This is a genomic window from Bacillus sp. ok061 (assembly GCF_900108285.1).
GTDB classification, from domain to species: Bacteria; Bacillota; Bacilli; order Bacillales; family Bacillaceae_G; genus Bacillus_A; species Bacillus_A thuringiensis_S.
The window spans coordinates 1-21618 of sequence record NZ_FNUW01000006.1; the positions used below are offsets into that span (position 1 = coordinate 1).

Sequence of the window (21618 nt, forward strand, 5' to 3'; positions counted from 1 at the left end):
CCGAAGTGTTTCATAAGACGGTATATTGAAAAGTGCCGCTGTTTCTCTGATAGATGTCCCGTGTTCATTCATATAATAAAGTACATCTAGTTTATACTGGGCTGGGTAGAATGTATAGCACTTTTCAAAGGCCTTTTCACCTGAAGACTCATATCGTCTAATCCACTCACGAAGTACGCTAGGGTTAACTCCTATAGATTTAGCAATTGTTTTTCCACTTTCTGTACCATCTAAATATCGTTTCACCGCTTGGATTTTTTCTTTTGAAGAAAATTTAGCCATAAAAAATGCACCTCCAATTGTTAGGCTGTGTCTAACAATTGGGGTGCACTTCAAATTAGTGAAACGGCTTTTTTGATGAAATCTATAAGCTAAAGAATGAGTATTTGTTGTTGTAGTCTAAGAATAAAGTTTGTTAATTTTTGTGGTTTTTCCTCAATGCAAACACCTAATTGTTGAAAAGTGTTATGTTTAGAATTAAGTCGGGATCTCTAAAGATCGCGTACGTTCCAGACAATCTCACCACGTTCGTCATCCCACGTACTGTGATGACGCTTAAATCCTATCTTTTCAAGTACCCGGAGGGAAGCGATATTCCAAGCGCCTACAGTCGACCAAAGTCTTTGGCGCTCAGTAGCAATCGCCGCGTCCAGTACAACAGATGCCGCCTCAGTTGCATAACCTTTACCATGAGCGCTGCGGAACAACTCGTATGCAATCTCCGGCTCTTCAAGTGTGGAACGACCGATAATTAAGCCACAGTATCCAATGAAATCGCCTTCGTCTCTCCTTCGAATAGTGAGAAGGGAAATGCCATTTTCGTCTGCCTTCTTGCGCATCTCAATAAGCCGGCTACGAACGGAGTCGAGGGTCGGCATGTCCACACCACGTTCGCCAATTAATTTTCTCATCCAAACTGAATCGGATTCCTCCCACATACTCAGGTCAAGTCGTTCGGTTTTTAGCTGGAACTTCATAGTTTTAAATAAAGATGGCATAGTGGAACCTCCTAGTTATGTTACTGAACTCATAATAGCTTCGCACCGCATCATGTTGAACCTCTCGTTGATTCGCGAATTTATTTTCCAACTCCCGCGAGAGTTTATAGCAACAGTATTATTTTATGCATAAGCAATTCTTTTGCAAAATAGACCATTTTCTCAAACTTTACTTTCAATCTAAAGCTGTCCCGTTATATACACATGCTCCTACTATTTCAAAATGCATAAAATGTTATGCGAAAGTATGGAGGGGATACAATGTATAATTCGAATTATTATGATTGGTATAGGCAGAATGATAAGTTGATAAGTGATATTGAGAAAGCTATAAATGGAGAGTATAGCGCTATAAGCTGCTATGCAAAATTAGCGAATATGGCTCCAAGTCAAGCAGAGAAAAAACAAATTCTTGAAATTCGTAATGATGAAATAAAACATTTTCATCACTTTGTACAAATTTATACGAATTTAACTGGCAGGCAGCCGAAACCACAGATTACCGAAGACTGTCCGAATACCTACTTACAAGGATTAGAGTTCGCTATACAGGATGAGCAAAAGACAGTAGATTTTTATTTGGAAATTTCAGATGAGACATCGGATGCACATCTGAAAGATTTGTTACGGAGAATAGCTGCGGATGAACAAAATCATGCGGTATGGTTTTTATATTATTTTGTGAAGTCGAAGTGAGCATTAAGAATGACTGATGTGGTGAATATATTAGAAGTTATTTTAAAACGCAGTGCAACGATTGAATAAGATATGTAAATGTAAGTAGAAGGAAACCGTTTCGCTAGTAGTGGAGCGGTTTTTTATGATGTACATAGGTATCGACAAAATATAGTAATTAAATTTGATATATAATGTATGGAACAAAAATAAATAAGCTAGGAGCAGACATATGAAAAGAGGGATTACAGTAGATATTCTAGATGGATATGATAATTTACTTTGGAAAGTGTTAAAGCCAATTGATATTACTGCATTTGATTGGCAAGCCATGGGAAGGGAGGAAGCTTATATAATAGTTGGGAATGAATTAGGTCCAGAATTATTTTCAGAAGATAACGAGATCATGGCAGGTTCAGCTTTAAAAAAGCTAATAAAAGACAACATATATTATCTTTTATTTGTAGACTTAAAAGCATATCCAAAAGGGGAAGTACTAGGAGAAATTGAAACATATGAAGAATTTAAGGAGAGTAAGTGTGAAGTAGTCGTATTAGTAGCGGATGGTGATTACATACAAATTTATGTGAAAAACCAAGAAGAGATTGAAATGATGTATGAAAACGCACGGAATCAAGGATTGTATGTAGAATATATTACAGATGAAAATGATGGAAGGACTCGTATGTCAGTATGGTAGTAATGTGAAAGGGGAACAGCAATATGGAGAGAAATCTAAGTAAAGAATATACAATTCGAATTGCTACCGAAAATGAGAGTGATAGTATTAAAACTCTATTAAAAGAAGTAGCACAATGGCTACAATATAAAGAAGTGGATCAGTGGCAGTATCTTTTAGGAGAGGAAGCTACGGCTGAAATACTAGAATGTATAAGAGAGAATTATACATATGTTGTTATGAAAGAAGATGAAATAGTTGGTACGGTTACAACTTCTCCTAAACAAAATGAATGGGATGAACATATTTTTGGTAAAGAGGAAGTTTCTAATTCATTATATATTCATAGATTTGCTGTGAAACGGAAGTATAAGGGGAATAGAATAGGAGAATGGATTTTATGGTGGGTAGAAGAGAATGTACAACATGACAAAGAGTATTTGAAGCTAGATTGTGTGGGACATAATCATACGTTGAATGATTTTTATAAGAAAAATGGTTTTGAATATGTTGGGAGTACAGATGGACTTAGTAAGTTTCAAAAAAAAAGGAGAATGTGAATGAATCAAATTAACGTAAGTTTAGTTGAAAAGTTAATACAGAAACAGTTTCCCGAATGGGCCCATTTAGAAGTGAAACCAGTAAAGTTTAGTGGGCATGATAATAGAACGTTTCATCTAGGGGATGAGATGAGTGTAAGATTGCCAAGTGACGCGGCATATGCACCGCAAGTAGAGAAAGAAAATAAGTGGTTACCACTATTAAGTAAGGAGCTTTCTTTACCGGTTTCTACACCAGTTGCGAAAGGAAATCCATTTGAAGATTATCCATGGCCTTGGTCTATTAATAAGTGGATAGAAGGAGATACTGTTACGAAACAAAATATTCGTGACTTAAATGAATTTGTGGCGGACTTAGGATCATTTTTAGTAGAATTACAATCTATTGATGCGAGTAACGGACCGATAGCTGGGGCACATAATTTTTACCGGGGCGGACTTATATCGGTATATGATGAAGAGGCGAGAGTTGCTATTGAAAATAATAAGGATGTCTTTGACGAGGCATTATTAAAGCATCTTTGGGATGTAGCACTTAGTTCAACATGGGACCGTAAGCCAGTTTGGGTTCATGGAGATGTAGCAGCGGGGAATTTACTCGTTAAAGATGGAAAACTTTGTGCTGTAATTGATTTTGGTATTTTAGGCGTAGGAGATCCTGCTTGTGATGCAGCGATGGCTTGGACGTTTTTTGATGAAAATAGTAGAAATGTATTTAAAGAAGTATTACGCATGGATGAAGAAACGTGGAATAGAGCGAGAGGATGGGCACTCTGGAAGGCGTTAATTACATATGACGCGAATAGGGATAGTAATGAGAAGGTGGCAGAAGAATCTTATCGTGTCATTCAAGTGATTGTGGATGATTATAAAGGGTAATAGAAAAGCCTATTTTAAAATAGGTTTTTCATATGATTAAATAGTAGAAATGGAAAGAAGGAATACAATGTGATTATACAGAATATTTAGATAATGGGAGGTGTTGAATTTTGAGTGAAATTGAATTAAAGAGTAATGTAATTAAGACAGGGCGAGAGAAGGGGATTATTCTTCGGTTTATACTTGCTAGTCTCGTTGGGGTGTTTATGTTTTTCGTTCCTGTTACGATAAACGGTGCATCGTCTATTATGATTGATCATATCGTATCGTGGATCAGGGCTTCGGTTCCAGGCGTAGTACCTTATTATGCATTATTTGTTATGGCGATTGGTGCGATTTATCCATTTTATACGAAGAAATGGAATGCATCTATCGTAGACATTTGTTTTTCTATTTTAAAAGTAGTTGGCGTTGTTTTTGGCATATTATATTGTTTAAAAGTAGGACCAGCTTGGTTCTTTGCGCCAGATGTTGGGCCGTTTTTGTATGAGAAGCTAGTCATATCAGTAAGTTTGCTCGTTCCAATTGGCTCGGCGTTTTTAGCGTTATTAGTCGGGTATGGATTGCTTGAATTTATCGGTACATTTTGTCGTCCGATTATGAGGCCATTATGGAATACGCCGGGGAGATCGGCAATCGATGCAGTTGCGTCCTTCGTTGGAAGTTATTCGCTGGCCCTCCTTATTACGAACCGCGTGTATAAAGAAGGAAAGTATACGACAAAAGAAGCAGCTATTATCGCTACAGGATTTTCTACAGTATCCGCTACATTTATGATCATCATCGCAAAAACATTAGATATTATGCATTTATGGAATGTTTATTTTTGGACTACGCTTGTTGTAACATTCATCGTGACTGCTATCACCGTAAGAATCCCACCCCTTAGTAGAAAACCAGATACATATGTAACAGAAGAAGGGTTCCCAGAGCCTGTTTATAAAGAGAAAATGCTAAAACGTGCTTGGGAAGATGCGTTAGAAGTATCAAAGTCTGCACCGAGCATTATGAAAAATATTGCAGTGAATTTAAAAGATGGATTTATTATGACGATGGGAATTTTACCATCTATTATGTCAGTAGGATTAATTGGTATCGTCTTAGCGAAGTTCACGCCAATATTTGATTGGATCAGTTATATTTTCTATCCATTTACATGGCTATTACAATTACCAGAAGCAGACTTAGCTGCTAAAGCCGCATCAGTTGGTATTGCAGAAATGTTTTTACCTTCATTATTAGTTGTAAGTGCGCCACTTGTGACAAAGTTTGTCATTGCAGTTGTTTCCGTATCATCTATACTGTTTTTCTCCGCTTCCATTCCTTGTATATTATCAACAGATATTCCGTTAAAAGTATCTGAACTTATTATTTTATATGTGCAGAGAACGATTTTAACGTTGCTTATCATTACGCCGATTGCTTATTTGTTGCTTTGAACTACAATGTAAGTTCTAAATATATGACGTTTACTAACTTGTGTAAATGAATATTTATCGTAAAATCGTAGGTAGTGCAAAATTATAAGTGCTATGCTTGAATAAAGGCATCGCATTTTTTATTTTTAGATGTACTACATGTTTACGATGCAAAAATATTTTTATATATTAATAAAACGATATTGATGGTATGTTATAGTAACAACAAAGGGGGCTTACAAATGGAAATTATTCACGAAAGAGCAAAGTTGCGGTTAATGGATAATACTGATGTCGAAACTTTGTTTTCGATTGTAGAAGGAAATCGGGATATTTGGGCGTATTTAATCTCTAAAATGGATAGTGTGCAAGATATGCAACAATACGTTCAAAAAGCGATAAAGGGTTACGGAAGAGGTAATCAAATACCTTTCATAGTCGTAGATCAACAGACGAATAAGATTGTAGGAAGTACACGTTTATATAATATTTCAGTAGAAGATAAGACAGTTGAGTTAGGGCAAACGTGGTATCATCCGAGTGTGCAACGTACGAGTATAAATACAGAGTGTAAGTATATGCTTCTCCAGTACGCTTTTGAAAAACTGCATATGCTTAGGGTACAAATTAAGACGGATGCAAGAAATGAAAAAGCACAACGAGCAATTGAAAGGTTAGGCGCAGTAAAAGAGGGTGTGCTTAGAAATGAAAGAAAATTACCGAATGGTTATGTGAGAGATGCGGTGGTGTACAGTATTATCTCGAGTGAATGGCCAGGCGTAAAAGAACAATTGTTAGAAAAATTAGAGTTATATAAAGAAAAGTTATAATTCGTGTTTTGAAAGGTATATTGTTCGTGAGGTATGAAAAATATACCTTTTTTCTTACAAAATGCTACTTTATTTTAATTCCTTTTGTTTCATCGTTCCCTTCTGAGAAAAAATTCGTTACAATGTAGTTGTATGGTAATAAACTTATGAATTTAAAAAATGTAATGAAAACCGCAAATGAAAATGAATTGATAATCCTCAATTTTAAATGAAAACCCTTTTATATATAAATAACAAGTAAAGTTCCTTCTTTTAAATAAACTCAAACAAAACGATTTGATATAAATGTTTTTTATAGAAGTATGGATGATGTACGGAGGCAATTACAAATGAAAGAAAATAAGAAGAGTAAGAAAAGACGAATCTTTCAAGTATTTTTACTAATGATTTGTTCTGCTATTTTATATGTAAGTTATGCAGCTTACGATATTTGGAGTTATCGTTTTAAAGCAAATGATGACGTGAAAACGGATGCTGGTATCGTACTAGGCGCAGCTTCATGGAACGGAAAACCATCTCCTGTATTTAAAGAAAGAATTAATCATGCGATTTCTTTATATAGGAACGGAAATATTAAAAAGATTATTTTTACAGGTGGTACAAAGTTCGAGGCAGAACTTGAGGAAGCACGTACTGCAAGAGTATATGCAATGAAACAAGGTGTAAAAGAGGAAGATATTTTAATTGAAACAAAATCCCTTTTCACTGAAGAAAATTTAAAGAATGCGAAGCAAGTTGGAATAGAGAACGGAATACACACATACACGATTGTAAGTGATCCACTTCATATGAAACGCGCAATGAGAATCGCAAAACATATTAATATTGAAGCATATGCTTCACCAACGCCGACATCAGCATATAAAACGTTAGATACAGAAATACCATTCTTCTTTAAAGAATTATTCTCGTATATTGGATATGTAACCTCTTTGCCGTTAAAGGCATTGAAGGGAGACTAATAAGAAAAGAACCTATCGTTAAATAGGAACTTTTCTTATTAGTCAAAAACATTGTATTTTTATCGGAATAGTGAAACAATAGAGAGGTAGCTTCATATAATCATAATGACAAAATGAACGGTTTATGAATCGAGCATAAAGTGAAACTTTAATCAGTGGCGGGGCCACCCCACTGATTATTAGTTGAACCAATCGGGCGTTTACGGGCAGTTGATCTTCCACCTAACTTCTTTGCTTCACCTAAATTTTTAGGTGAGAGTTTTACTGCCCGCAAATAGCGGGATAAAGGAGATTATAGTATGGCACTCTCATTTGTTGAAACAGAAGAACAGTCTTTAATTATTGAGAAAATAAATAAATTGATTCCGAAGTTCATGGAAAGGGAGCATCAACTAAGTGAATTAGGATCATTTCCGTATGAAAATATAAATAATTTGAAAGATATCGGATATACGAAATTAACGTTACCGAAGGAATTTGGTGGTAGTGCGATTTCTTTATATGACTTCGTTTTATTTCAAGAAAAAATCGCGGAAGGCTGCGGAGCTACTGCATTATCGATTGGCTGGCATCTTGGTATTTTGAAAGAGCTAGCGGAAAATCGCTCTTGGGATGATGATATGTTCAAATGGTTTTGCGAAGAAGTACGCAATGGTGCGCTCTTTAACAGGGCAGCAACAGAGCCAAAAACAGGGAGTCCGACGCGTGGTGGTAAGCCAGAAACAATAGCGATTCAACAAGGCGAGAAGTGGATTATAAATGGAAGAAAAACTTTTACAACGATGGCGCCAGTACTTGATTATTTTATTATTTCAGCGAGTATTGAAGGCCGTGAAGAAGTTGGTGAGTTTGTCATTCCAAGAAATACGCTCGGTGTATCCATTGAAGAAACGTGGGATAGCGTTGCGATGCGGGGGACTGCTAGTCACGACCTTGTCTTACAAAATGTAGAGATAGAAAGTCGTTTTTTTACAGATATAAAGGGTGGGAAAGTAAAACAAAAGGGTATTGGCTGGTTGCTACATATACCAGCATGTTATTTAGGAATTGCACAATCAGCAAGAAATTATGCAGTTCAATTTGCGGGATCATACAAGCCAAATAGTTTAAATCATTCTATTAGTTTATTGCCGAATGTTAGAAGATTAGTTGGAGAATTAGAACTTGAGCTTATGCAAGCTCGTGTCTTTTTATATCAAATTGCGAAAAAATACGATGAAGCAGAAGATAAACTATCATTGCAAGCAGAATTAGCAGCCGTGAAATATGCTGTAACAAATGCGGCGATATCTATAGTGGATAAATCGATGCGCATCGTAGGAGCAAAAAGTTTATCGGAAAAAAATCCGCTCCATCGTTACTATTTAAACGTCAGAGCAGGATTACACAACCCGCCGATGGATGATGCAACATTGTCTATGCTGGCGGATGCGGCGTTTCGGTCGTAGTTTTTAAAGCTTACATTTTATTGTTTATGGATAATATAGTTGTTTTGAAAGCACGGGTTTGATTAGTGATCAAACCCGTGCTTTTTATGTGTATGAAGCACTTGGTTGAGATGTAGGTTTTTAATATAAATGATTATCATGGTTTTGTGATTGTTTCTTGTTGAAAAATTCTTATTGTAATGCCAGTTTGGAGGCTGTATAAACATTTTTCGTATTTAATCCCAAATTAATGGTCTTTCTAAGTTTATCATTCGTAAATATTGTAAAAATTGACCAGCATGGACCGCATCATGATAGGCAATTCGTAATAGCATGTCGCCTAAATATCTTTGATAGCCAACATCGCTTCGATCAATAAGGGTTAAATCTAGCTCAGCTATGCTTATGGATTGAACATATTCTATAAAGTCAGTAAAGTACGATTGTGCCAATTCAATTTCCTTTTTTACACAAGTAATTGGCTCGTCATCATACGGGAAATGTATATCATTTATTGAGCCGTTGTTTTTTAAAATCATATGATAGTAAAAAGTTGAGCTCCATACATGACGAATCATCTCACCAAAGGACATAGCTTCATGATCAGGCTTCCAATTAAGAAAATTATCGGGAAGAGAATTCCATAATTTTTCTGAGCGCCTTCTCGTTTCTTTCAAATTTAATATACTAAGATCAATTGCATTCATAATACATTCTCCTTTACTATTAAACTTAAAATAATTGTATCAGTTTAATAGTTAGGGTATCATCGAAATATGAATGTATATCCGAATATCTCATATATAGCTAAACTAATTGCTGAACCTACAAGAGCAATTATCTTAGATTGTCTAATGAATAATCAGGCACTACCTGCTAGCGAATTGGCTTATAAGGCAAAAGTGTCACATCCAACGATTAGTTCCCATCTTTCTAAATTAGTAGAGGGGAATCTACTTACAGTTGAACAACATGGTAGACATCGTTACTATCGACTTGCTAATCAAGAAGTTGCAGAAGTGCTTGAAAAGTTAGGGACAATCGCACCAACAGTTCAAGTTCGCTCTTTAAAACAATCAGGTCAACTAAAACAAATTCGTTATGCTCGAACTTGTTATGATCATCTGGCAGGCAAACTTGGTGTAGAGATAACTGAAAAATTACTTGATAGGAAATTTATAATTTTAGAGGATGGAGAATACATTGTAACAGAACAAGGTAAGGAATGGTTTCTGAATTTTGGAATAAATATTGATAAGGCAGATATAAAAAGGAGGGTATTTGCAAAACCTTGTCTTGATTGGAGTGAACGACGCTACCATATTGCTGGTTGGTTAGGATCTGCAATTGCAAAGCTGCTTTTTGAACAGGGATGGATTACGAAAACGGATAAGAACCGAGCTGTCCATCTTACAAAGAAAGGTGTAAAGTTATTGGAAGATCAATTAGGCATTGATATGAAAACTGAGGAAAGAAAAGCTTGAAATTAGAAAAGTCCGTCAAAATGACGGGCTTTTTCATTATGGTAGGAGTGTACATGAATAATAGGATGTTACCAATAATCGTTGCCAATAAAAAATCTTTCTTTTCATTCTTCTTTTTTAAGTTTTAAAGGAGAAAGCTAGGCTTCTTATTTTTACTAATGTTATAATAAGAAAAAAGCACGAAAAGAGGTCATCTCATGCTAGAGGTTATTGCAACATGTTTAGAAGATGTAAAAAGAATTGAAAGTGCTGGCGGAAAGCGGATTGAATTAATTTCATCTTATACAGAAGGTGGTTTAACACCAAGTTATGCTTTTATAAAAAAAGCGGTAGAAGCGGTGAGTATACCAATTCATGTTATGATTCGTCCGCATGCGAAGTCTTTTACATATACGGAAGAAGAAATTGAAATGATGAAAGAAGATATTATAGTTGCGCAGAAGTTAGGAGCAGCTGGTGTAGTATTAGGCGTATTAAACGAACAAAATGAAGTGGATGAAGAGAAATTAGCGGACTTACTATCTGTTGTAGATGGAATAAATGTAACGTACCACCGTGCGATAGATGATATAGAAAATCCAGTAGAAGCGATGAGAACTTTAAAGAAGTTTCATAAAGTAACTCACGTTTTAACTTCAGGTGGACAAGGAAATATAGTAGAAAATATTCCGGTGCTTACAGAAATGCAAAAAGTAAGTGATGGTCAAATTCAGCTTGTAGCTGGAGCTGGCGTGACGAAAGAAAGTATAAAGCGATTGCTAGATGAAACTGGAATTTCGCAAGCGCATGTCGGTACAGCGGTAAGAGAAGGAAAATCATGTTTTTCTGAAATAGATTCTAATTTAGTACAAGAATTAGTTGAAATAATAAAATAAGTGCTTAAGAAAGAGGAGAAACGATGAAGGAAAATACGAAGAAAGAATTATTCTCTTGGGCTAAGACGATAGGGTTTACCCTTGTATTAATTGCTATTATTCGCGGCGTTTTATTTACACCTTCTTTAGTACAAGGTGAATCAATGATGCCCACTTTAGAAAATAATGAACGAGTTCTCGTAAATAAGATTGGTTATAGTATAAGTGGATTAGAACGCTTTGATATTATCGTCTTCCACGGCAAAGAAGGATACGATTTAGTAAAACGAGTAATTGGTTTACCAGGTGATACAGTTGAGTATAAAAATGATGTTTTATATGTAAACGGAAAAGCGATGGAAGAACCATATTTAAAAGAGTTTAAAGAAAAAGCAGTAGGCCGAGTATTAACTCCAGACTTTACGTTAGAACAAATCACAGGGAAAACGAAAGTGCCAGAAGGCCAAGTATTTGTTTTAGGGGATAATCGTGAAGTTTCTAAGGATGGTCGCATGTTTGGCTTTATTTCAGAAGATGAGATTGTCGGAAAAGGACAAGCTGTTTTCTGGCCGTTGAAACAAGTAAGAGCGTTATAAAGTGTAGTGAAGTATGGGAGAGATATTCTTCCATACTTTTTTATTTGCTTAAAATCTATTGAATGAATTGAAAGAATATTTTATAATTTTAAATTATATATTTGTTTCGAAAAATGGAATTTAAGTTCTGAAATTCGGAACGAAAGGGAGAGAGAATGAGTATAAATAAAACGGCAGTTAAGACAATGGATATTTTAGAATTGTTTTATGAGCATGAAGAGCTCAGTTTAACAGAGATGGTTCAGCTTACAAATATGCCGAAAACATCTGTTTATCGTTTAATTGGCTCGTTGGAAGAGATGGATTTTTTACAAAAAAACGAGAAGGGGAAATATCGTTTAGGAGTCGTTTTTTTACGGTTCGGTCAACTTGTTTCACAACGATTATCAGTAAGAAATATAGCAATTCCTTATATGAAAGAACTTAGAGATAGTTTAGGACAGGCAGTTAATTTAATAATTCAAGATGGTAATGACGCAATTTATGTTGAAAAGATGGAAGGTGTTCAGCCGGTACGCGTGTATACGGCGGTTGGAAGAAGAGCGCCGCTTTATGCTGGTGCATGTCCGAGAATTTTACTATCGTATTTCTCTGAGGAAGAGAAACGGAGATACATAGAGGAAGTGGATTTAAAACAGTTTGCAGATGGAACAATCGTGGATAAGAACCAATTGTTAGAAGTGTTGCAAATGGCAAAAAAGGAAGGCTACACAATTAGTTATTCTGAGTTAGAAAATCATACAGCAGCTATAGCAGCGCCTATTTTTGCGAGCGATGGAACGGTTGTAGCAGGCATTAGTATTTCGGGATTAGCAATTGAGTACAGCGAAAGTAACATTTCATATTTTATCGCGAAGGTGAAAGAGACAGCGAATCGCATTTCGAAAGAACTCGGCTTTTTGGCATAGAAAGAGGGAGTAGGATGAAATTTTCTGCGTTAGGGGATCAAGCAATTATTGTTACATTTGGTGAAGAAATTAAGATGAATATATATGAGAAAGTACAGCGGTTATTTCAAGCACTGCAGCAACATCCGTTTGCAGGAATGATTGAGTGCGTTCCGTCGTTTACTTCATTAGCTGTTTACTACAATGTATACGAAGTATGGAAGAGAAATGAGAGAAGTGAAAGGCCATATGATTACGTTCACCAGTATATAAAGGAGCTTTGTGATTCTTATAAAGAAGAAGTAAAACAGGATGTGAAACATATTTCTATACCAGTGTGCTACGGGGGAGAATATGGACCTGATTTAGAAGAGGTTGCGCATTATAAAGGTTTACAAGTAGAAGATGTGATTCGAATACATAGTGAAACTACATATTTTGTATATATGCTAGGTTTTACACCAGGGTTCCCGTATTTAGGAGGACTATCAAAAGAATTAGAAACACCTAGAAAAGAAATACCACGGTTACAAATCTCTCCTGGTTCAGTAGGTATTGGCGGAAATCAAACAGGTATATATCCGCTTGAAACACCAGGAGGATGGAATATTATCGGCCGAACTCCTATTTCATTATTTAATCCAGAAGAAGAAATACCAACATATATTCAAAGTGGTATGTATTTACGATTTATCCCAATAACGAAGGAAGAGTACGTATCATTTGAGGGGGCTGAAGAATGGATGTAGAAGTTTTGCATGCAGGAATGTTTACAACAGTCCAAGATTTAGGGCGATCTCATTATCAACAATACGGTGTACCAGTTGGCGGGACTATGGATCAAAGTGCACTTCGGATGATCAATATGTTAGTCGGTAATGAAGAGAATGAAGCGGGACTCGAAATGACGATTATGGGACCTAAATTGTTAATAAAGAAAACGACTTTACTTGCGATTGGCGGAGCAGATATGGAACCGTTATTGAATGGAGAATGTATCCCGTTATGGCGTCCCATTTTAGCGGAAGAAGGTAGTATGCTTTGTTTTGGAAAAGTGAAAAGTGGTTGCAGAGCGTATGTGACTTTTGCGGGTGGCATCCATATTGATCGCACTATGGGAAGTAAAAGTACGTACATACGTGCTGCGATTGGCGGTATAGAAGGAAGAATGTTGAAAAAGGGTGACTACTTCCAAATTGGTGCACAACCAGCAATGGCGAATCGTTTCATTCAAGACTTACAAAAAGATGAGAGAATAAAAACGAAATGGGCAATTAGCAACAGCGTACTACCAAAGTATAAGAAACATCCTAAGCTTCGTGTCATAACTGACTTTGGATATGATCAATTTACAGAAGAAAGTAAAAAGGCATTTTTTATGAAAGAGTATAAGGTATCTAATTATGCTGATCGTATGGGCTATAGGGTTGAGGGAGAAGTTTTAAATAGGATTGAAGAAAAAGAGATTTTATCGAGTCCTGTTACATTTGGAACCATTCAAGTTCCTAATGGTGGACAGCCGATTATATTAATGGCAGATAGGCAAACGACAGGTGGCTATCCGAGAATGGGAAATATCATTTCAGTAGATTTACCTCTTCTTGCCCAGCTAAAGCCGGGGGACTATGTTTCTTTTGAGAAAATTACGCTTGAAGAAGCGGAACAATTGTCCATAGAACAAGAAGTAAATATGAATCTATTAAAGAAATTCATCGCTTTACGAAGCTGAGAGCAGGAGGGAAATATCATGACTACAATTGATTTGAATTGTGATTTAGGAGAAAGTTTTGGCGCTTATAAAATGGGGAATGATGACGAGATTCTTCCGTTCGTGTCCTCTATAAATGTTGCTTGTGGTTTTCATGCGGGTGATCCGTCCGTTATGCGGCAAACAGTTGAAAAGGCAATGCAGCATAACGTTGCGATAGGGGCACACCCTGGATTTCCAGATTTAATTGGATTTGGTAGAAGGAACATGAACGTTTCAGCAAGTGAAGTATACGATTATGTTTTATATCAAATTGGTGCATTAGACGGTTTTGTAAAAGCAGCTGGCGGGAAAATGCAGCATGTAAAGCCGCACGGTGCCTTATATAATATGGCGGCGTCTAATCCGGAAATCGCAGATGCAATCGCAAAGGCAATATATTATATGAATCCATGTCTATTATTTTACGGATTAGCAAATAGCGAGGCGTTTATACAGGCTGCGGAAAAATACAATATAACTCTCGTACAAGAGGCTTTTGCGGATCGTACATATAAGCAAGATGGTACATTAACGAGCCGTACAGAAGAAAATGCGCTTATAAAAGATGAAGACGAAGCGATAAAGCAAGTGCTTCAAATGGTGAAAGAAGGCCATGTGAATTCGGTCAATGGAGAGGAAGTAGCAGTTCAGGCGCAGACGATTTGTTTACACGGTGATGGAGAAAAAGCAGTACAATTTGCGGGAAGAATATACAGAATATTCGAACGTAATGGTATTTCTATTTGTGCACCGAAATAAAAAATAGGGGGAAGTGCTGGGATGATTAAATTAATCGGAATACTACTTGTTGCAGTGGGCTTTTTATTTAGATTAAATACACTTTTAGTAGTTATGGTTGCAGGTATTGTTACTGGTATGGTTTCAGGATTAAGCTTTTATGATGTGATTAGCATGTTCGGTAATTTTTTCATAGAAAATAGATATATGTCTATGCCAATTATATTAACTTTACCGGTAATCGGAATTTTAGAGCGTTACGGTTTAAAAGAAAGAGCAGAAGCACTTATAACGAAATCAAAAGGAGCAACAACTGGAAGAGTATTAATGTCATATTTTACGATAAGAGAATCATCAGCAGCACTTGGACTGAACATTGGTGGTCATGCGCAAACAGTAAGACCGCTCGTTGCACCGATGGCAGAAGGGGCTGCGCAAGGTAAATATGGTAAGTTACCTGAGAAGTTAAGAGAAAAGATTAAAGCAAACGCAGCAGCTGCGGAAAATACAGCTTGGTTTTTCGGAGAGGATATTTTCATCGCGACTGGTGCTATTTTACTAATGAAAGGATTCTTCGATTCAGTAGGTATGCATGTCGGTGTATGGGATATGGCACTTTGGGGCATTCCAACTGCAATATCAGCACTTATTGTAAGCTGGATCAGATTTAGAAGATTTGATAAATATATAGCGAAAACGATGACATCAAAAGAAAAAGAAGAGAAGGAGGCAATATAAAATGAACATCATCACAATGGATACAATTTATTACGTATTAGGTATAATCGTTGCCTTTATCGCCGTTCGTATTGCATTTGATCGTGAACATCCAAATCGATTTGGCTCTAGCTTGTTTTGGGCGTTATTTGCAGTTACGTTTTTATTCGGAAATGTAATCCCTTCATTTTACGTTGGCTGTATCGTGCTCGCTATGGTCGTGTTAGCTTCATTAAATAAAGTAACAAAATCAGAAGAGAAAGAAGTACCAGTACAAGAACGTGTGAAACATGCGGAGAAATTAAAAAATAAAGTTTTCATGCCCGCACTATTAATTCCTATTTTTACAATTATCGGTACGTTAACGTTAGGGAAAATTAAATGGGGAAATGTTTCTCTTGTTGATCCGGATAAAGTCACATTAGTTGCATTAGCACTTGGGGCATTACTTGCATTCATTGCCGCGATGCGTATTACAAAATCGAAAATAACAACGCCTGTTCAAGAAGGAAGCAGACTATTACAAGCTGTCGGCTGGGCTGTCATTTTACCACAAATGTTAGCAGCACTTGGCGGTATTTTCGCGAAATCTGGCGTTGGACAAGTCGTTTCTGATTTAGTCGGACAAGTATTACCGACAGAGTATCCGTTCGTTGCTGTTATGGCATATTGTTTAGGTATGATGCTGTTCACAGTCGTAATGGGAAATGCATTCGCAGCGTTTGCCGTTATTACTGGCGGAATTGGCTTACCTTTAATTGTTCAAATGCACGGAGGAAACCCCGCAATTATGGCAGCACTCGGTATGTTCGCTGGGTATTGCGGAACGCTGCTTACTCCAATGGCAGCAAACTTTAATATCGTTCCAGCAATGCTTTTAGAGCTAAAAGATAAAAATGCAGTTATTAAAGCACAAGTACCAATAGCTCTTTCAATCTTTATTATCAATATGTTTATTATGTACGGCCTAGTATATCGTTTCTAATTAGGAGGGAAAAACTATGAAAACAGTATTATTAACAGGGTTTGATCCGTTTGGCGGAGAAAGCATCAATCCAGCTTGGGAAGTCGCAAAAAGTTTGCATGAAAAAACAATCGGAGAGTACAAGATTATTAGTAAACAAGTACCAACAGTATTCCAAAAATCAATCAGCGTATTAAAAGAGTATATAGAAGAACTAAACCCTGAAATGATTATATGTATTGGACAAGCCGGGGGCAGACCAGATATTACGATAGAGCGTATCGCAATTAATATCGATGATGCAAGAATTGCTGATAATGAAGGGAATCAGCCGGTAGATGTACCGGTCGTAGAAGAAGGAGCGATTGCCTATTGGTCTACGCTTCCGATGAAAGCAATCGTAAAAAGACTTCAAGAAGAAGGTATACCAGCTTCCGTTTCACAAACGGCAGGCACATTCGTTTGTAATCACTTATTCTATGGACTTATGCATGAACTAGAGAAACATGATAAGAAAATAAAAGGCGGATTCATTCACATTCCGTTTTTACCAGAACAAGCAAGTAACTATCCAGGGCAACCGAGTATGTCACTTTCTACTATTAGTAAGGGGATCGAATTGGCAATCGAAGTAACGATGACAGTTGAAGTAGATATTGTAGAGGTTGGGGGCGCAACGCATTAAGTAAAATGAATTGTACAACACCTCCTGTAAACAACTGGTATAATAAGTATAGCAATATACATAGAGGTGATTTTTGTGAAGTTTGAAGAAGTACGTTCAATTTTAGAAAAAGCGAAGAAAATTACAGTATTAACAGGCGCTGGTGCAAGTACGGAAAGTGGTATCCCAGATTTTCGTTCAGCAAATGCAAATGGATTGTATGCTGATGCGAATGTGGAGATGTACTTATCGAGAGGGTACTATAACAGAAGTCCGAAAGAATTTTGGAAGCATTATAAAGAAATCTTTCAAATTAATACGTTCCATCAATATAAACCAAATCGTGGACATCGCTTTTTAGCTGAGCTAGAAGAACAAGGGAAAGATATTACGATTTTAACGCAAAATATTGACGGTTTACATCAATTAGGTGGCAGTAAGCATGTCATTGATTTACATGGAACACTTCAAACTGCACATTGTCCGAAGTGTAAAGCGGGATATGACTTGCAGTATATGATTGACCATGAAGTGCCTCGCTGCGAGAAGTGTAATTTCATCTTAAATCCAGATGTTGTTTTATACGGAGATACATTGCCGCAATATCAAAATGCGATAACACGTTTATATGAAACAGATGTACTTATCGTTATGGGAACCTCATTAAAAGTACAACCCGTCGCTTCATTCCCGGAAATCGCAAAGAGGGAAATAGGAGCAACAACGATCTTAGTAAATGAAGAGTTAACTGGGCAAGAATATAACTTTGATTTTGTTTTTCAAAATAAAATTGGCGAATTTGTTGAAGGAGTATCTTCAATGAAATAAGTTATCGAAAAAAGTGAGGTATCTACCTCACTTTTTTATTTGAGTAATCGCTGTTTTAAGCCATATGAAAACATTTCGATAATGTAGTAACACCATCTCTATAATTTATAAAAAAGAGTTTGGTAGGTAAAATGGCAGAATAAGAAGTAATATTTTCTTTAACGAATACACAGTCGTCATAAAGTAAGTTAATATGTAGCTGTTGTGAAGGTTTTATTTGGTGTTGTTTTAGGTATAAAACTAAGTCATTATAAAGTTGTTTACTATAATTACTTACGGAATATTCAATTGAAAGCTGACCTGCTATGCTAGTCCACCATACTTTAAAACTACATATTAATTCTTTAAATGATTCCTCGTCACATAAATTAACGTCAAAAAGCTTCTCATAAAATATATGATTCTCCTCGTGAAAAATTTGTAAATCATATCTGTCGTTAGCAGTTTACTTACGAAGAGTCAGCCATAATTCTTTGAAATTTGTTTTAAAGTCAGTGGAGAAATGTAATGTTTTTGTTATGTAAGGAAAACGAAAATTTTCTTTTTTTCCTTTTTGATTGAGATAAATATTTTGAATGTAGATCATAAAGTTTAAACAATGTGGCGTATTAGTATGTATGATAAACGAATCTGTCATTTTCGTTCTCTCCTTAAGTAATGTCTTTTATGAATTTATTTCTTTAGTATACAAATAAATGTAAACGAATGGTATAAAAATCAATTTGCCTCATTTTTCTTTTAGAATAATATTCATGTTATTGTGCATTAAGGGAATGGTAATAAATAGGATAATGAATTAAAAAACTGAAAATTAAATCTTTTATTTCTTCTGTAATTAATATAAAATTCTATATATATCATATAAATAAATTTGATACATAATGATTTTGCGTAGAAATGTTAATAGAATGAAGCGAGGGAGCGAAATGAGGCAGAAAAAGGAGCAGAAAAAACAATCGAAAAAGAAAAAGACTCATATTCCATTTCGGTTAAATGTACTATTTTTTATTGTCTTTCTTTTATTTTCAGCTATTATAATTCAATTAGGTAAAGTACAAATCATTGATGGAGAAACGTATAGAAATGAAGTAAACAAAAAGGAAGATGTAACGGTAAGCACTCCCGTTCCTAGAGGGAAAATGTTTGATCGGCAAGGTCACGTTATTGTAAATAATAAACCATTGCGAACCGTTACATATACGAAAATGAGAGGAGTAGACTCGAAAGAAGTTTTACAAGTAGCAAGAGATTTAGCCAAGCTGATTGAAATGTCGCAAGAGGACATGGATAAGTTAACAGAGACAGATAAGAAAGATTTTTGGATGCAGTTAAATGAAAAGCGGGCAGCAGCGAAAGTAACGAAAGAAGATGAGAGTAAATTTAGAAGGCAAGAAATAGAAGGAAAAGAATTAGATAAAAAAGTAGAAGAACTGCGCCGGGAAAGAATTACACAAGAAGAATTAAATGAGCTTTCAAAGGAAGATATAGAAGTATTAGTAATTAAAAGCAAAATGAATGCGGGATATAAAATGACACCGCAAATCGTTAAAAAAGATGTAAGTCAAAATGAATATGCTGTCGTTAGTGAAAGATTGGCAAGTTTACCGGGGGTAGATACGACAGTAGATTGGGAACGTGAATACCCAAATGATAAAATACTTCGCTCTATACTAGGTAGCGTTTCTAATGAAAATGAAGGGTTGCCAAGAGAACAATTAGATTATTATTTAGTTCGTGAGTATAATCGAAACGATCGTATTGGTAAAAGTTACATTGAAAAACAATACGAAGATGCACTACATGGAACGAAAGAACAGTCTAAAAATATTATGGATAAAGCAGGGAAAATTGTTCGAACAGAAAAAGTGACCGAAGGAAAAAGTGGAAATAACTTAATGTTAACAGTCGATATGGATTTACAGAAAAAAGTAGAGGGAAGCCTTGAAAAGAATTTACGAGCTTTTCATGCTGCAGAGCCGATGATGGATCGTGCGTTCGTAGTAATGATGAATCCGAAAAACGGTCAAATTTTATCAATGGCAGGAAAGAAAATTGTAAATAAAGATGGCGGTATGCAAATAGAAGATTATGCATTAGGAACGATGACAAGTTCTTATGAGTTAGGATCAACTGTAAAAGGTGCTACTTTATTAGCTGGATATCAAACAGAAGCGATTAAGCCATATACACATTTCTTTGATACACCAATGTATTTTAAAGGAAGTTCTAAGCCAAAGAAATCGTGGAAAGAATTTGGGGATATTGATGATTTAAGAGCTTTACAAGTTTCATCGAACGTTTATATGTTTAATACAGCTTTAAAAATGGCAGGCATTAATTATGTCCCAAATAATCCATTAGATATTAAACAAGAAACATTTAATAAAATGCGCTACTATTTTAGACAATTTGGCCTAGGTGTGTCGACTGGTATTGATCTGCCAAATGAAGCAATCGGTCAAGTAGGTAGAACTGATAACATACCCGGATTTTTACTTGATTACGCGATTGGACAGTATGATACATACACGCCGCTTCAGCTTGCGCAATATATTTCCACAATTGCAAATGGCGGTTACCGAATGAAACCACAAATTGTACAAGAAGTTAGAGAACAACCGAATAGACCAGAGGATGTAGGAAAAGTTGTTCGGTCGATTGAACCAGTTGTATTAAATCGAGTGGATATGGACACTTCGTACATTAATCATGTAAAAGAAGGATTTAGAAGAGTTTTTCAAGAAGCTGACGGAACAGGTACCGGAACGTTTAAAGGGTTACCATATAAACCAGCCGGAAAAACAGGAACAGCTGAGACAGTATATGGTGGAGAAAGTGATATTGGAAGAGATGAGAACTACAACCGAAAAAAATGTTATAATTTAACTCTTGCCGGTTATGCACCATATGATGCTGATCCGGAAGTAGCTTTTTCAGTTGTTGTACCATGGGTGAATGATGATAAATCAGGAATTAATTCTGCGATTGGTAAAGAGATTTTGGATGCGTATTTTGAATTAAAAACAAATAGATCAAATGCAAATTCAATTCCAGTAGAACAACCGAACAAGGCACAGTAAAAATAGTATCACTGCATGGAAACATATTGTGCAGTGATATATTTTTTGAGTTAAAAAGCGCTTTATAAGGTGGGAATGGATATGAAAAAGGAGATTAAGAGAGGCTGGGGAAAGTACATACTATTTATATTTGTGATGGTAATAGGCTACCATTCTTTTACTTTATGTAAAGTGGAAGGGGAATCGATGCAGCCGACTTTATATGAAGAAGACTACGTATTTGTAAATAAAGCAGCAGTACGTCTTTCTAATTTACAACACGGAGAAATTGTCATTATAAAGGAAGAGGATGAATCGAAATATTATGTGAAACGTGTAATAGGACTTCCTGGCGATGTAATTAACATAACGAACGGAAAGGTATATGTGAACGATAAAAAACAAGAAGAACCATATACGAACAAAGATTTATTTAACAACACACAAGTGTTTTATAACTTTCAAAAGACAAAAATTCCGCCAAATAAGTTATTTGTAATGGGAGATAACCGCGAAGTAAGTAGAGATAGTCGCAATGGCTTAGGATATATTGAAGAAGATAACATAATTGGCAAGGTGGAATTTGTATATTATCCTTTTTCAAAAATGAAAATGATAGAATAAGTGGGGGAGGAGCAAAACCCCACTT

At 35.9% G+C, this 21618-nt stretch carries 24 protein-coding genes and 1 pseudogene; 21 read left to right on the top strand and 4 right to left on the bottom strand.

Annotated features, from left to right (window positions below):
* Positions 1-282 (bottom strand): helix-turn-helix domain-containing protein (locus C4S65_RS10035; protein ID WP_142391528.1); only part of this gene is annotated, 282 nt, incomplete at its 3' end.
* 209 nt (positions 283-491) lie between these two features.
* Complete coding sequence (locus C4S65_RS10040; RefSeq protein ID WP_001139534.1) at positions 492-998, bottom strand: GNAT family N-acetyltransferase; 507 nt, start codon at positions 996-998, stop codon at positions 492-494.
* 261 nt (positions 999-1259) lie between these two features.
* Between C4S65_RS10040 and C4S65_RS10045 the strand changes: the two genes are divergently transcribed.
* From C4S65_RS10045 to C4S65_RS10080, 8 genes are all read left to right on the top strand, one after another.
* Complete coding sequence (locus C4S65_RS10045) at positions 1260-1694, top strand: ferritin-like domain-containing protein (protein WP_000282836.1); 435 nt, start codon at positions 1260-1262, stop codon at positions 1692-1694.
* Positions 1695-1905: 211 nt separating this feature from the next.
* The gene (locus C4S65_RS10050) at positions 1906-2373 is read left to right on the top strand and encodes a DUF2691 family protein (RefSeq protein WP_000820194.1); all 468 of its coding nucleotides are present in this window, start codon (positions 1906-1908) and stop codon (positions 2371-2373) included.
* Between the two features lie 23 nt (positions 2374-2396).
* On the top strand, positions 2397-2912 hold the full coding sequence (locus tag C4S65_RS10055; protein WP_086407372.1) for a GNAT family N-acetyltransferase: 516 nt from the start codon (positions 2397-2399) through the stop codon (positions 2910-2912).
* The gene (locus C4S65_RS10060; protein ID WP_098013483.1) at positions 2913-3791 is read left to right on the top strand and encodes an aminoglycoside phosphotransferase family protein; all 879 of its coding nucleotides are present in this window, start codon (positions 2913-2915) and stop codon (positions 3789-3791) included. It begins immediately after the preceding gene.
* Positions 3792-3901: 110 nt separating this feature from the next.
* Positions 3902-5230 carry a YjiH family protein gene (locus C4S65_RS10065; protein ID WP_001289421.1) on the top strand — a complete coding sequence of 443 codons (1329 nt, stop codon included), beginning with the start codon at positions 3902-3904 and terminating at the stop codon, positions 5228-5230.
* Between the two features lie 221 nt (positions 5231-5451).
* The gene (locus C4S65_RS10070; protein ID WP_000402582.1) at positions 5452-6039 is read left to right on the top strand and encodes a GNAT family protein; all 588 of its coding nucleotides are present in this window, start codon (positions 5452-5454) and stop codon (positions 6037-6039) included.
* A gap of 329 nt (positions 6040-6368) precedes the next feature.
* Positions 6369-7001, top strand: a complete 633-nt coding sequence (locus C4S65_RS10075; RefSeq protein WP_000662217.1) for a YdcF family protein — start codon at positions 6369-6371, stop codon at positions 6999-7001.
* Between the two features lie 299 nt (positions 7002-7300).
* Positions 7301-8449, top strand: coding sequence for an acyl-CoA dehydrogenase family protein (locus C4S65_RS10080; protein ID WP_061667778.1), 1149 nt, complete (start codon positions 7301-7303; stop codon positions 8447-8449).
* Between the two features lie 215 nt (positions 8450-8664).
* Here the strand turns inward: C4S65_RS10080 and C4S65_RS10085 are convergent, their stop codons facing one another.
* Positions 8665-9135, bottom strand: coding sequence for a DinB family protein (locus tag C4S65_RS10085; protein WP_061667777.1), 471 nt, complete (start codon positions 9133-9135; stop codon positions 8665-8667).
* A gap of 69 nt (positions 9136-9204) precedes the next feature.
* On the opposite strand from C4S65_RS10085, the gene C4S65_RS10090 reads away from it, so the two are divergent.
* The 11 genes from C4S65_RS10090 (at position 9205) to C4S65_RS10140 (ending at position 17910) form a co-directional block, all read left to right on the top strand.
* Entirely contained in the window at positions 9205-9912 is a 708-nt protein-coding gene (locus C4S65_RS10090; RefSeq protein WP_061667776.1) for a helix-turn-helix transcriptional regulator, read from the top strand.
* Between the two features lie 197 nt (positions 9913-10109).
* A complete protein-coding gene (locus tag C4S65_RS10095) occupies positions 10110-10787 on the top strand; it encodes a copper homeostasis protein CutC (RefSeq protein ID WP_000895106.1) in 678 nt (225 codons plus the stop codon).
* Between the two features lie 23 nt (positions 10788-10810).
* On the top strand, positions 10811-11362 hold the full coding sequence (gene lepB, locus C4S65_RS10100) for a signal peptidase I (RefSeq protein WP_000662495.1): 552 nt from the start codon (positions 10811-10813) through the stop codon (positions 11360-11362).
* A 155-nt stretch (positions 11363-11517) separates the two neighbouring features.
* Positions 11518-12270, top strand: a complete 753-nt coding sequence (locus C4S65_RS10105; RefSeq protein ID WP_000026352.1) for an IclR family transcriptional regulator — start codon at positions 11518-11520, stop codon at positions 12268-12270.
* A 14-nt stretch (positions 12271-12284) separates the two neighbouring features.
* Complete coding sequence (gene pxpB / locus C4S65_RS10110; protein WP_061667775.1) at positions 12285-12998, top strand: 5-oxoprolinase subunit PxpB; 714 nt, start codon at positions 12285-12287, stop codon at positions 12996-12998.
* Complete coding sequence (locus tag C4S65_RS10115) at positions 12989-13978, top strand: biotin-dependent carboxyltransferase family protein (protein WP_061667774.1); 990 nt, start codon at positions 12989-12991, stop codon at positions 13976-13978. Before pxpB ends, C4S65_RS10115 begins: the two co-directional genes overlap by 10 nt.
* Before the next feature lie 18 nt (positions 13979-13996).
* Positions 13997-14758, top strand: a complete 762-nt coding sequence (pxpA, locus tag C4S65_RS10120; protein WP_061667773.1) for a 5-oxoprolinase subunit PxpA — start codon at positions 13997-13999, stop codon at positions 14756-14758.
* Positions 14759-14779: 21 nt separating this feature from the next.
* Positions 14780-15475: a DUF969 domain-containing protein gene (locus C4S65_RS10125; RefSeq protein WP_103945214.1), complete on the top strand. Its 696-nt coding sequence runs from the start codon at positions 14780-14782 to the stop codon at positions 15473-15475.
* A 1-nt stretch (position 15476) separates the two neighbouring features.
* Positions 15477-16439: a DUF979 domain-containing protein gene (locus C4S65_RS10130; RefSeq protein ID WP_001021664.1), complete on the top strand. Its 963-nt coding sequence runs from the start codon at positions 15477-15479 to the stop codon at positions 16437-16439.
* Between the two features lie 16 nt (positions 16440-16455).
* On the top strand, positions 16456-17103 hold the full coding sequence (pcp, locus tag C4S65_RS10135; protein WP_000859743.1) for a pyroglutamyl-peptidase I: 648 nt from the start codon (positions 16456-16458) through the stop codon (positions 17101-17103).
* A 66-nt stretch (positions 17104-17169) separates the two neighbouring features.
* Positions 17170-17910 (top strand): NAD-dependent protein deacylase, encoded by a 741-nt coding sequence (locus C4S65_RS10140; protein WP_061667772.1) that lies wholly within the window; start codon positions 17170-17172, stop codon positions 17908-17910.
* Positions 17911-17965: 55 nt separating this feature from the next.
* Here the strand turns inward: C4S65_RS10140 and C4S65_RS35145 are convergent.
* Positions 17966-18547 (bottom strand): annotated as a pseudogene (locus C4S65_RS35145) (hypothetical protein).
* 289 nt (positions 18548-18836) lie between these two features.
* Here C4S65_RS35145 and C4S65_RS10150 point away from each other — a divergent pair.
* Both C4S65_RS10150 and lepB (C4S65_RS10155) read left to right on the top strand, forming a co-directional pair.
* On the top strand, positions 18837-20990 hold the full coding sequence (locus C4S65_RS10150) for a penicillin-binding protein 2 (RefSeq protein ID WP_001249195.1): 2154 nt from the start codon (positions 18837-18839) through the stop codon (positions 20988-20990).
* 81 nt (positions 20991-21071) lie between these two features.
* Positions 21072-21593 carry a signal peptidase I gene (gene lepB, locus C4S65_RS10155; protein ID WP_000711483.1) on the top strand — a complete coding sequence of 174 codons (522 nt, stop codon included), beginning with the start codon at positions 21072-21074 and terminating at the stop codon, positions 21591-21593.
* The last annotated feature ends 25 nt before the right edge of the window (positions 21594-21618 follow it).

Bases quoted from the DNA above. Each gene is read 5' to 3' on its own strand.
- C4S65_RS10125 (WP_103945214.1), top strand. From the start codon at position 14,780: ATGATTAAATTAATCGGAATACTACTTGTTGCAGTGGGCTTTTTATTT.
- C4S65_RS10130 (WP_001021664.1), top strand. From the start codon at position 15,477: ATGAACATCATCACAATGGATACAATTTATTACGTATTAGGTATAATC.
- pxpA (WP_061667773.1), top strand. From the start codon at position 13,997: ATGACTACAATTGATTTGAATTGTGATTTAGGAGAAAGTTTTGGCGCT.
- C4S65_RS10045 (WP_000282836.1), top strand. From the start codon at position 1,260: ATGTATAATTCGAATTATTATGATTGGTATAGGCAGAATGATAAGTTG.
- C4S65_RS10085 (WP_061667777.1), bottom strand. From the start codon at position 9,135: ATGAATGCAATTGATCTTAGTATATTAAATTTGAAAGAAACGAGAAGG.
- C4S65_RS10090 (WP_061667776.1), top strand. From the start codon at position 9,205: ATGAATGTATATCCGAATATCTCATATATAGCTAAACTAATTGCTGAA.
- C4S65_RS10075 (WP_000662217.1), top strand. From the start codon at position 6,369: ATGAAAGAAAATAAGAAGAGTAAGAAAAGACGAATCTTTCAAGTATTT.
- C4S65_RS10095 (WP_000895106.1), top strand. From the start codon at position 10,110: ATGCTAGAGGTTATTGCAACATGTTTAGAAGATGTAAAAAGAATTGAA.
- C4S65_RS10050 (WP_000820194.1), top strand. From the start codon at position 1,906: ATGAAAAGAGGGATTACAGTAGATATTCTAGATGGATATGATAATTTA.
- C4S65_RS10070 (WP_000402582.1), top strand. From the start codon at position 5,452: ATGGAAATTATTCACGAAAGAGCAAAGTTGCGGTTAATGGATAATACT.
- C4S65_RS10115 (WP_061667774.1), top strand. From the start codon at position 12,989: ATGGATGTAGAAGTTTTGCATGCAGGAATGTTTACAACAGTCCAAGAT.
- C4S65_RS10060 (WP_098013483.1), top strand. From the start codon at position 2,913: ATGAATCAAATTAACGTAAGTTTAGTTGAAAAGTTAATACAGAAACAG.
- pxpB (WP_061667775.1), top strand. From the start codon at position 12,285: ATGAAATTTTCTGCGTTAGGGGATCAAGCAATTATTGTTACATTTGGT.
- C4S65_RS10055 (WP_086407372.1), top strand. From the start codon at position 2,397: ATGGAGAGAAATCTAAGTAAAGAATATACAATTCGAATTGCTACCGAA.
- C4S65_RS10105 (WP_000026352.1), top strand. From the start codon at position 11,518: ATGAGTATAAATAAAACGGCAGTTAAGACAATGGATATTTTAGAATTG.
- C4S65_RS10150 (WP_001249195.1), top strand. From the start codon at position 18,837: ATGAGGCAGAAAAAGGAGCAGAAAAAACAATCGAAAAAGAAAAAGACT.
- C4S65_RS10080 (WP_061667778.1), top strand. From the start codon at position 7,301: ATGGCACTCTCATTTGTTGAAACAGAAGAACAGTCTTTAATTATTGAG.
- lepB (WP_000711483.1), top strand. From the start codon at position 21,072: ATGAAAAAGGAGATTAAGAGAGGCTGGGGAAAGTACATACTATTTATA.
- lepB (WP_000662495.1), top strand. From the start codon at position 10,811: ATGAAGGAAAATACGAAGAAAGAATTATTCTCTTGGGCTAAGACGATA.
- pcp (WP_000859743.1), top strand. From the start codon at position 16,456: ATGAAAACAGTATTATTAACAGGGTTTGATCCGTTTGGCGGAGAAAGC.
- C4S65_RS10040 (WP_001139534.1), bottom strand. From the start codon at position 998: ATGCCATCTTTATTTAAAACTATGAAGTTCCAGCTAAAAACCGAACGA.